6 protein-coding genes and 1 pseudogene are annotated in these 11,153 nt (G+C 46.3%); all 7 read right to left on the reverse strand.

Annotation, left to right across the window (positions count from 1 at the left end):
* Positions 1-160 precede the first annotated feature (160 nt).
* Positions 161-1,141 (reverse strand): annotated as a pseudogene (locus PSM36_RS04405) (glycoside hydrolase family 43 protein); the annotation flags it as partial.
* Positions 1,142-1,514: 373 nt separating this feature from the next.
* Positions 1,515-4,115: an alpha-L-arabinofuranosidase C-terminal domain-containing protein gene (locus PSM36_RS04410; protein WP_076929204.1), complete on the reverse strand. Its 2,601-nt coding sequence runs from the start codon at positions 4,113-4,115 to the stop codon at positions 1,515-1,517.
* A 152-nt stretch (positions 4,116-4,267) separates the two neighbouring features.
* Positions 4,268-6,013 carry a sodium:solute symporter gene (locus PSM36_RS04415; protein WP_076929206.1) on the reverse strand — a complete coding sequence of 582 codons (1,746 nt, stop codon included), beginning with the start codon at positions 6,011-6,013 and terminating at the stop codon, positions 4,268-4,270.
* Positions 6,014-6,053: 40 nt separating this feature from the next.
* Positions 6,054-7,712 carry a ribulokinase gene (locus PSM36_RS04420; protein WP_076929208.1) on the reverse strand — a complete coding sequence of 553 codons (1,659 nt, stop codon included), beginning with the start codon at positions 7,710-7,712 and terminating at the stop codon, positions 6,054-6,056.
* Positions 7,713-7,800: 88 nt separating this feature from the next.
* The gene (locus PSM36_RS04425) at positions 7,801-8,832 is read right to left on the reverse strand and encodes an arabinan endo-1,5-alpha-L-arabinosidase (RefSeq protein WP_076929210.1); all 1,032 of its coding nucleotides are present in this window, start codon (positions 8,830-8,832) and stop codon (positions 7,801-7,803) included.
* Between the two features lie 20 nt (positions 8,833-8,852).
* Positions 8,853-10,355, reverse strand: coding sequence for an L-arabinose isomerase (gene araA, locus PSM36_RS04430; protein WP_019537837.1), 1,503 nt, complete (start codon positions 10,353-10,355; stop codon positions 8,853-8,855).
* Between the two features lie 92 nt (positions 10,356-10,447).
* Positions 10,448-11,137, reverse strand: a complete 690-nt coding sequence (araD, locus tag PSM36_RS04435; RefSeq protein WP_076929212.1) for an L-ribulose-5-phosphate 4-epimerase — start codon at positions 11,135-11,137, stop codon at positions 10,448-10,450.
* Positions 11,138-11,153: the final 16 nt, after the last annotated feature.

Here is an 11,153-nt window from a genome sequence, read left to right on the forward strand (position 1 = left end):
TTTTTCTATTGTTATAGTTAATATCTCAAGTTTTGCATTTAAATTTGAAATGTATGTAACTAAAGCGAGTGAACAAGAACTGTAATGGGTCACAAAATATCGTCAGACGGAAGCTTTAGTTGCAATCATACGACTTGCGAAACTTAAATTAATATTTTTATCAAAACTCTATTTGCAAATCCCAATGGGCGGCCAGCCTTTGCGCTTCCTCTTTGGAGACCTGGATCACTGCCCCATGCTTGGGCGAACTGAAGTTGGTCGTTTTCATTTGCCCTTCATTAAAATGTCCCAAGTGAGTAAAATTTACAAAGTCGGATGTTTCGGCAAAACCGAAATTATGCGGGTTGATGCTGAATATATCATACATCAACACCCATTTATCTTCGCCGATACGTTTCCATACATTCGGAGCCTCGCAGGAGGCTGGTTCAAAATCGATCTGTTCCGGCTGATACACGTAACCACTGTTGATTTTATCCGAAACGGCCATCTTAATTCCCGCGGGTCCGTCCTGTGCGACATAGGTCATGACGAACCGTCCGTCAGGCAAGGGTGTTATATCGGCATCCAGCACCTGGATCTCTGGGTCGGGATACTCGAAAATCAACTTTGGTTCCGAAACGAGTTTTGTAAAATCATCATCGGTATAAGCATAATACATTTTTGTCTTACCACCATCGAGCCGCATGGTAAAATAAAGCATCATCTTCCCTTTCGCCTCGTCGTAGATGGTTTGCGGCGCCCATGCGCAGGAAACGTTAAGATGCGGGAACTGCTCCTCTACCAATACACTGCTCCGCGTCCAGTTGATCAGGTCATACGATTTCATCAGTACAAAACCGCGGTTATTGCCCCATCCGTGGATATCCCCGTCACGTTCCCATTGTGTGGTACGATAGCCTTCACGTTGCCCGAAGATATGCAGGTCGGTCATTGCCAGGTAAAATGCACCATCGGGGCCGCGTGTGATATGCGGATCGCGAATGCCCTTTTGTGTAGCGATAGTGTCGCCTCCAATCACCGGCTGGCCGTTATTCACATCCGTAAATGTGTACCCGTCGGGACTTAATGCCATAAAAAGGCTGTGGGTAGGATCGGTGAAATAGACAAGCAGGTAGGCAGCCATCTCTTTTTCCTTTGGCCCGGATTTACAGGAAGCCGATGTTGCGAGTAAACATACGAAAGAGAGCAGTAATGTTAGTTTTTGTTTATCCATATTACAAAATTATAATTAATTGCGGGCGGAGACCATAGGAAAATCTTGCAGATATGAGTAATAAATTAGTCATTGAAAGATTTATCCTCTTTTCTGCAAGAATAAAATCTCAGTTTAATAATCTTTTATGTTTTGTAAGTCGTACTATTGCAACTGAAGCTACCGTCTGTCGATATTTTGTGACCCATTATAGCTCTCACTTTTTACGCTCATCACGAGCTATGGGTTCCCACAAAATATCTCAAGGTCTCCGCTTTAGTTGCATACAGTTCAAAATCACATGCGGAACTTGAATAATCTATATATTCGTCTTTACACGAATAATCGAAAAAGAATAAGCCGGCAATTCATATTCGAGTTGCCCGGAAACGGTCAGTTTTGATTCTTCGGGTCTGACAGTTTTATCGTCCGGTTTACCTTTCATTACTGTTAAGTCTGACTGGCTGTCGGCTATCTTTATGTCCGACAGGTCAATCGAAGAAGAAACGGGGACAGGCAATAAATTCACCAGTTTAATGATCAGGTCATTGGTCTGGGTATCTATTACAAAAGAGGACGCAACTCGTTTTCTGATATCTTCCCGGTTATCCGAACGAACGATATTGCTGGAAATGTATTCATTTCCGGAATGGTGTCCGAACAATTTCTGCACATAATAACCGACGGTCGGTTTCACCTCCGTGTTGTTGAAATAGATGAGATCGGGGTTCCATTGCGTAAATCCTTCTTTTGCCAGTAATGGAGCATAAGACGTCATCTCCACAATATCGCCGTTCCGTTCGATATTGACCAGGTGCAATGCTTCGCAGAGCGCCGTTTCGAGATTGTTATGGCGTCCGGGAACATGTGCTGCGTATTCACCCAGGTATACTTTGGCTTTTGAGCGGTCGTACCGGTCGTAATAATCCTGATTGTTGAGATACCATCCGGGCGGCTGGTAATAATGTTCGTCGACCAGGGCAAGCCCCAGTTCGGTTGCCAGATTCCAACCTTCCACATAATCAGACCCTTCGCTGAAAGGACCGGCCGTTCCGATCACCGTTATTTCAGGATACTTAGCCTTAATGGCATTATATATCATCGTAAACCTTTCCACAAAAATATCGGAGATCAGGTCTTCATTACCGACTCCGATATACTTCAGGTTGAAAGGCTTCGGATGGCCGGCTTCCGCTCTTTTTCTACCCCATTCGGATTTTGCATCTCCGTTGGCATATTCAATCAGATTCAAAACGGATTGAATATATTCATCCATCTCTTCCATGGGGATACCACCTTGCTGTCCACCGATCACACATCCATGGTGTGCAGAGTTCTGGCAGGGAACACCTGCCGCCACAACAGGGATAGGTTCGGCACCAATATCTTCACAGAACTGGAAATATTCAAAATAACCCAGTCCGAACGACTGATGATACCCCCAAAGATTGCGTTGCGGTTTTCGTGCTTCAAGCGGCCCGATGGTGTTCTCCCAGCGATAGATATTTCCGATCCCGTCGCCATGAGCTACACACCCGCCCGGAAAACGCATGAAGCGGGGTTTCAGGTCGGCCAGCGCTTGCGCCAGGTCGGCTCTTAATCCGTTTTCGCGTCCTTTGAACGTTTTCTGTGGGAAAAGGGAGACCATATCCAGGTCTACCCGGCCCGTTTGTTGCGGTATCACTTCAATACGGGCGTCGTTGGCAGTGCGGGTTGCCGTAATAACAGCTTCCAGTTTCTTCCAGTCGGTACTGATTGTACGTGTAGTAGTTTCTCCGTATATTTCACCGTTTTTTCCGGTGAGCCGCACTAAAATCCGGCCTCTTGTTTTCTCAGGACTACGGGCAAACAGGGAGAGATCATATTTTTCACCTGCTTTCACCGGAATACCGTTAAATCCTTCATTGACGAGTGCAACTCCTGTTTTCTCAATCTGTAAAACGGCATAATGTTTATTGTTGGCATGAATAGGGGAGGCCGTATCGATTAAAAAAGTGTCGGTATTGATTACCGACCAGGCAGTACGGTTATTCCAGTTCTTATCCCGGCCTTCCTTATCACTCAAGGCATATTCGAAGCCGCGGTTTTGCACCAATTCGGCATACAATCCTCCGTCGGCAGCATAGTTGATATCCTCATAAAAGATACCGATCAATAAATCGCTGATCGATTTCTTTTTCCGGATATCCGGTGAAATAGAAATAGTGACAGGTTCCTTGAACTGACCGGGATCCATCTCTACTCTTTCCTCATTTAAAATCTGCTTATAAGCAGACAGCCTCTGCGCCCGGATAAGTCTGTCGATCACCGCCCATGAAACGTGATGGAGCGTGCCGGTCTGTTGCCTGCCTGCGATGGAAACATCCCTTCTGGCACTTTCGAATTGGTCATTTCTTGCAGCGGGCGAGTAATGCTTGAAATCGCCGGTAAAACTGTGAAACAGTCCTTGTTCGGGTTTATCGCTATGCCAGAGAATATGAAATTCTTTTCTTTGCACATCGCAGGAAATTTCAGGTCTCAGGCAGTTCCCATGGGGCATCAATACCGGATAAGATTGTGGTTTCCAATATACCAGATCGGAAGAGGCGGCATGAGCGACGGCTCCATCCGTATCATTCAGACTCCAGACGGAGTGCCATTGCCCATCAGATGCCTGAAACAGGAACGGGTCGTACATCCTTTTCTGAGAACCCCATCTGCCGTAGTCAGATCTCAGAAAGGGGTATTTGTTGCCGATAGTATGCCAGTTATCCTGATCGATACTCCATGCGAAATACAATCCCCCTCCGTTCTCATCACCATAAGCAAAAATATATGCTGAATCGGGTTCATTGGCTCTTAAAAAGAGAATATTGAATAGCAATATGCTCAGGGAAAAAAATATCTTTAAAGCTTTACTTTTTTTCTCGATTACTATCATTACAGAACGGTTTTTATAAATAATTTGATTCAGCTTTCGCATGTAAATTGAGAATGTATACAACTAAAACGGGTTCCAGATTCACATGCGAAGTTAAGTGGAAAAAACAAGCGGAATCCGGATAGGATATCCGCTTGTCGATAAAAGAGTTTTTACCAGAAATAAATATAAAATAACGCACAAAGAGCCACTACCCCAAGGGAAGCAATCACATCCCACTTATTCCAGCTTTTTCTGATAAGTGCTTTGTAATCGCCTGTGAAAGTGATCGCTTCAATTTGCTTAGCAGTTGGTTTCGGGGTGAAAAATGATACTACAACCATCATCCCCATGATAAATACGAGCAGCCATACCTCGAAGATAAGCCAGTTGGTCTGCCAGAACCATGTGGTATTTTCCCAAAACCAGCCTGTCATCACATCTTTCCCTGTATTGGTAAAAATATTGGTCAGCAGGCGTACCATTCCGATAATAAAGCCTACGATCATCCCTGCCTCTCCGGCTTTTGGTGTAATTCTCTTGGAAAATATACCCAACGCAAATACAGCCACCATTGCGGGAGCGAGGAGCGACTGAATACCTTGCAGATAATCGTAAAGGCTGCCGAGACTCATCATGATAGGTATCCATACAATACCCAGTATCACAACCACGACTGTGGCGATGCGGCCTACCAGAACGTAGGTAGCTTCGCTTTTATTTTTGAACATCGGTTTGTAAAAGTCTTCTGTAAACAGCGTGGCACAAGAATTGAAGAAAGCCGCCAAAGAGGCAACCAACGCAGATATAAAGCCTATGGTAACAATCCCTTTTACACCGGCCGGCAATACAAACTTGACCATGGAACCAAAAGCGGTATCAGGGTCGCTTAACGAGAAACCGCTATCGGGACGTGCTGCCAATGCAGCGGCTACCATCCCCGGTATCAAAAACATAAATACAGGCAACAATTTGAAATAACCCGCAGCAATGGTTCCTCTGCGTGCACGTTTCATCACTACGTCAGCAGGTTCGCCCTTACGTTGTCCAAGGACACGTTGAACGATGTGCTGGTCAGTACACCAATACCAAAAACCGATGATCGATGCCCCGATAAATACCCAAAAACCGGGATAATCATCATATAACGGGTCGCCTGTATTGAAATGGAACATACGGTTGGTACCGTATGCGACGCCATCTTCTCCTACGTTCAGCGTTTTGGCATGTTCAATCATTGCAGTCCAACCTTCAGCAATATTGCCGCCTCCAAGTGCCGACAATCCGAGGAACAACACAAGGAACGAACCGAGGATCAGTATAGGTGTTTGAATTGCCGACAGCGTCATCACCCCTTTCATCCCACCCAGGACGGTAAAGATCCCTGTTAAAACGATCAGGCCGATAGCCCCGAACCAGAAAGGCAAGCCAAGAAGGCTTTGCATAAAGATACCACCGGTGAATGCCGTGACACTCACTTTTGTCAGCACATAGGCTATAAGTGTAATGATAGAGAGCCACGAACCGGTTGTAGGTGTGTAGCGGTATTTAAGGAAATCGGGCATTGTGATGATCTTTCCCATCTTAATATTCAACAGTTGATAGAAGGGTACAAAAAGCCACCCTAAGATGAGTATCATCCATCCCTGCATTTCCCAGTGTGCCATACCGACTCCTGCCTTTGCACCGGTACCGGCAAGGCCTACCAGGTGTTCCGAACCGATATTGGCGGCAAAGATAGCCGCACCAATAATATACCATGGCTCACCTTTACCAAACAGGTAATCTTCACTGTCAGGACCTTGTTGCGAACGTTTATCTTTCTGTATAGAACGCCATACAGCCCATGTTACCGCTAAAATTCCAATAATGATAATTGCCCAATCCAGCCAAATAAATTCATGTGAATTCCAATTCATAAGATGTTTTTTAAAAGTATATATTCGATTGACGAAACAGTTAGTTTTCAGTGAACTTGCCGATTTGTTGGTATTTCTTATACAACTCCATATATATGGCGTGATTTTCACCGTTCGGATGGTATTCGAAAGCAAATCCCTGTCCCATCGCATCCTGGGCATCCTCCACTTTCTCATATACACCTGCTGCAACGGCTGCGAACATGGCGGCTCCGAAGGCGCATGCCTGCTCGGTCTTTGCCACTTTGATCGGCATACCCAACACATCGGATAATGTCTGCATCACAAAAGGAGATTTTAAAGAGATACCGCCTATACCGATCACTTCTTTGATCTCGACACCATTTTCCAGAAAACGATCGACGATCGCTTTGGAACCGTAAGCAGTTGCTTCTACCAGTGCCCTGAAGATCAGGGGTGCGGTGCTTCCCAACGTCAATCCACAAATAGAACCTGTCAACAGTTGATTGGCATCAGGTGTACGGCGTCCGTTCATCCAGTCGGTAGCGATAAGGGTGCTTTCGCCCACCGGCACTTTTTCAGCTTCCTTAGTCAGTTCGGGGATGATCGCATCTGTAATTTCTGTAATCAGTTTTTCTTTTGTTTCCATATCCAGCAGATTCGATTTGGTGACGAGCTGTTTGAGTGGCCATTCCAATACCTGTTTGAACCAGGCATAAATATCTCCGAAGCCCGATTGTCCGGCCTCCAGCCCGACCATTCCGGGGATCACCGATCCGTCTACTTGTCCGCAGATACCCGGGATCAATTTGTCGCCGATTTCCTCATAAGGCACCGCCATGATATCGCAGGTAGACGTACCGATCACACGTACGAAATCTCCCGGCTTGATCTGTGCTCCTACAGCACCCATGTGGCAGTCGAACGCTCCCACGGCCACGGCCACGTTGGTAGTCAATCCCAGCCGTTCGGCCCACTCGGAAGTCAGGTACCCCACTTTTACATTGCTAGGGTAGGTCTCTTGATACAAACGTGAACGGAAGCCGGCAAGCAGCGGATCCAGCGCCGTCAGGAACTCTTCGGAAGGCAGTCCGTCCCACGAAGCATGCCACATCGCTTTATGTCCTGCAGCGCAACGGCTTCTCGGCATCGTTTCCGGTTTGGAGTTCCCGGTGATCAGCGCAGGCATCCAGTCACAGTGTTCAGCCCATGAATAAGCCGCTTTCCTTATCTGCTCATCTTCACGCAGAATATGCAGCATCTTGGCCCATACCCATTCGGAGGAATAAATACCTCCTTCATAGGCGGTATAATCAATTTCCCATTTCTTTGCCAGTTCGTTTACTTCGGCCGCCTCTTTTATGGAGGTATGGTCTTTCCAGAGAACGAACATCGCATTGGGGTTTTCGGCGAACTCAGGCCGTAAAGCCAGAGGAACACCTTTTTCGTCGATCAGCACGGGTGTCGATCCTGTAGTATCGAATGCCATACCTGTCACATTTTCGGCAATGCCCGCAGGAGCTTTTGACAATGCTTCCCGGATGCATCCTTCCAGTACTTCTATATAATCAAGCGGATGCTGACGGTAACGGTTGGTCTTGGGATCACAATACTTCCCCTGTTTCCAACGCGGATAATATTTCACCGCGGTAGATATTTCCTTACCGCTCAAGGCATCGGCAATGATGGCACGACATGAGTCCGTGCCGTAATCTAATCCTATGACGTATTTACTCATCTCTTCTTATCCTTTTTATTTTTAGTTTGTTTTGTCTGATTTATTCACTACTGAAGTGTTGAATTAGGGGCCGGTTTAGCAACCCATTTTAGTAGATGGCCTCTTCTACGCCGGGCCACTGGCTCTGATCCCATGAGAGCCGGAAAATACGCAGTTTGGACCGCCCTTCGTCGTTAGCATCGTATCCATGGAATACAAGATAATCTTCACCGTCGAAACTGACGACCGCATTATGTCCCACACCATGCCAGTTTTCATCCCCTTCCATCAGGATTGTCCCCCCACCAAAAAGGAGATCTTTTCCCTCTTTGTCATAATAGGGCCCATCGATCTTGTCTGACCTTCCGTATATCATCTTGTAGGTACTTTCCACTCCCTTACAACAATAGTCTATGGATGCAAACAGATAGTAGTGGTTGTCTTTCCTGAAAACAAAAGGAGCTTCTATCGCATTTCCTCCGGCATCCACCGGATTGTTATCGATTGCCGGCGGATTCTCCTGTCGTCTCTCTTTTTTGCGTGAGGCAATGGTAACCGGCTCTTCACCCGAATAGCAGGATTTGAGGTCATCGGTAAGCCTGACCATCTGCAGTCCATCCCAGAACGAACCGAAAAACAGGTAAGGAACTCCGTTTTCATCAAAAATAAGATTGGGATCGATTGCATTCCAATTATCGACATCGGGCGTAGAGCAGATAACGGCTCCGTGATCTACCCACTCAAAATCGGGATCATCGGGATGAAGCGTCTTGTTGGTCACCACGCCCATGCAGGATGTATTTTTCCCAAAGGCTGATACCGAATAGTAGAGATAATACAATCCGTTATGGTAGCTGATATCCGGTGCCCAGGTATGTCCCCGGTAAGTAGGTACAGCATCGACAGCCCACTGAGGTGCTTCTGCAAATACCGGTTTCTCCCGTTTCCATGTTTTCATGTCGGTCGATGACCAGACAGCGATACCCCTACCTGTAGTGAAGAGGTAGTAGGTATCGTCTTGTTTGGCCATTACCGGGTCATGTACTCCGATCCTTTCCGGTAATTGGTCTGCAGCTTTACCCTGCGGTAAAAAAACAAAGAGGAAAAATACAAATGGAAGAAAGAAGGTATTTCTCTCCATAGATTGGAAATTAATTATTTTTACTGCAGCGCTTTATTCAATAAATAGTAAACTTCATTGACTTTAAGTTCGAACTTGAAGTTGTTGATAGTTGTATCTTTATCGATAGTAACCAGCTCGATACCGGCTATTTCGGCATAATCTTCCAGCATTTCGGTGGTCACTGAAAAAGAGAAACTGGTGTGATGCGTTCCTCCGGCCAATATCCATGCACCGGCTCCGACCTCCAGGTTAGGCATTGGCTTCCATAATGCGCAGGCAACCGGCAATTTGGGTAAAGCTTGCGGTTTTACCACTTCCACCTCATTGACAATCATGCGGAATCGGTTACCCATATCCACGATAGTGGCAGCCACCCCTTTCCCTTCATGCGCCTGGAATACCAGACGGGCACAGGTACGGGCATCACCTATCCCAAGGAAATGCACTTCAATGCGTGGTTTGGTTCCTGTAATATCGGGATTGATCTCGAGCATATGCGATTGCAGGATGGTACTGTTCTCCCCATCGAAATTCAGGGTATAATCTTCGAGGAACGATTGTCCACCGGGTAAACCCTGCCCCATTACCCACATGGTACGTACAAGGGCAGCAGTTTTCCAGTCGCCTTCAGCACCAAATCCATAGCCTTCGGCCATCAGTCGTTGAGAAGCGAATCCCATCAACTGTTTCATGCCTTCCAGCTCGTTAAAGCTGGTTGTAAAGGCTTTGGCACCCTTATCCTGGAGGAAACGGCGCAATCCTATTTCCTGTGCTGCGGCATCGCGTACAAACTGATGTTTTTCGGCGCCTTTCCTGCAATCGTCAGCAAAGTCGTATATTTGTGCATATTCGGAAACAAGGGCATCGATTTCGTCATCTGTAACTGCTTCCACATACGGAACCAGGGTTGCGATAGGTGCATTGTCGACATGGTATCCCAGACGTATTTCCGCTTCTACCTTGTCTCCGTCCGTTACAGCCACATTGTTCATATTATCTCCAAAGCGGATGATCAACATCCCTTGAGCGTCAGCCCAACCGGCACAAACCCGCATCCATGACGCAATTTTCCGCAGCGTCTCTTCATCTTTCCAATAGCCAACCAAAACCTTGCGGGGCATTCGCAAACGGCTTGTAATATGTCCAAATTCACGATCGCCGTGTGCTGACTGGTTCAGGTTCATGAAATCCATGTCGATCTCATTCCAGGGTATCTCCTTGTTAAACTGGGTATGGAGATGCATTAACGGTTTCCTGAAATTTTGTAAACCTCTGATCCACATCTTGGCAGGAGAAAAAGTGTGCATCCAGGTGATCACACCGATACATTTTTCATCCGTATTGGCTTCTTTGAATATTTTCTCCACTTCGGGCGATGAATTGGCAGTTCCTTTATAAACCACTTTTACGGGGAGTAGTCCCGCGTCATTCAGCCCTTTGACCATTTCTTCCGAATGGGCATTGACGGTTACTACCGCGTCGCCCCCGTACAGGAGTTGTGCTCCTGTAACAAACCATACTTCCTGATCTTTGAATTGCATAATATTGAACGTTTATGAGTTATGAATTAAAAATTAAGAATTAAGAGTTATGAAATCTTGAATTTTGAATCTTGAATTTTGAATCTGAAATATTATTTCTGTCCGTAATACGCACCGGGCCCGTGTTTCCTGAAAAAATGCTTTTGGATAAGCAATTCGTTCATGGTGAGGTTCGGGTTGACCTGATAGGCGATAAAAGCCATTTTCGCCACCTGTTCCATTACGACGGCATTATGAACTGCTTCGTGCGGATCCTTTCCCCAGGAGAAAGGTCCGTGATTTTTCACCAGTACACCGGGAATATGAGCCGGGTTGAGTTCACTGAAACGCTCGATAATGACGGTACCTGTTTCTTTTTCATACTCGCCTTTCACCTCAGGTTCGGTCATATCACGCGTACAGGGGATATTTCCGCTGAAGTAATCGGCATGGGTGGTGCCGATGTTGGGGATGTCACATCCGGCTTGTGCCCATGCCGTAGCATAAGTCGAATGGGTATGTACTATCCCACCTATGGAAGGGAATGCCTTGTATAATTCCAGATGAGTAGGTGTATCGGACGAAGGTTTCAGATTACCTTCCACTATGTTGCCGTCCATATCCACTACTACCATATCTTCGGCTTTCATGTCGTCATACGACACCCCGGAGGGTTTGATAACGACCCATCCTTTTTCCCGGTCGATACCGCTTACGTTTCCCCAGGTAAAGATCACCAGACCGTGTTTTACCAGATCCAGGTTAGCCTGGAATACCTGCTGTTTCAGTTCTTGTATGCTCATTGTCTACTCTTATTTA

The organism is Proteiniphilum saccharofermentans, from assembly GCF_900095135.1.
Taxonomy (GTDB): domain Bacteria; phylum Bacteroidota; class Bacteroidia; order Bacteroidales; family Dysgonomonadaceae; genus Proteiniphilum; species Proteiniphilum saccharofermentans.

Bases quoted from the DNA above. Each gene is read 5' to 3' on its own strand.
- PSM36_RS04410 (WP_076929204.1), bottom strand. From the start codon at position 4,115: ATGATAGTAATCGAGAAAAAAAGTAAAGCTTTAAAGATATTTTTTTCC.
- PSM36_RS04415 (WP_076929206.1), bottom strand. From the start codon at position 6,013: ATGAATTGGAATTCACATGAATTTATTTGGCTGGATTGGGCAATTATC.
- PSM36_RS04420 (WP_076929208.1), bottom strand. From the start codon at position 7,712: ATGAGTAAATACGTCATAGGATTAGATTACGGCACGGACTCATGTCGT.
- PSM36_RS04425 (WP_076929210.1), bottom strand. From the start codon at position 8,832: ATGGAGAGAAATACCTTCTTTCTTCCATTTGTATTTTTCCTCTTTGTT.
- araA (WP_019537837.1), bottom strand. From the start codon at position 10,355: ATGCAATTCAAAGATCAGGAAGTATGGTTTGTTACAGGAGCACAACTC.
- araD (WP_076929212.1), bottom strand. From the start codon at position 11,137: ATGAGCATACAAGAACTGAAACAGCAGGTATTCCAGGCTAACCTGGAT.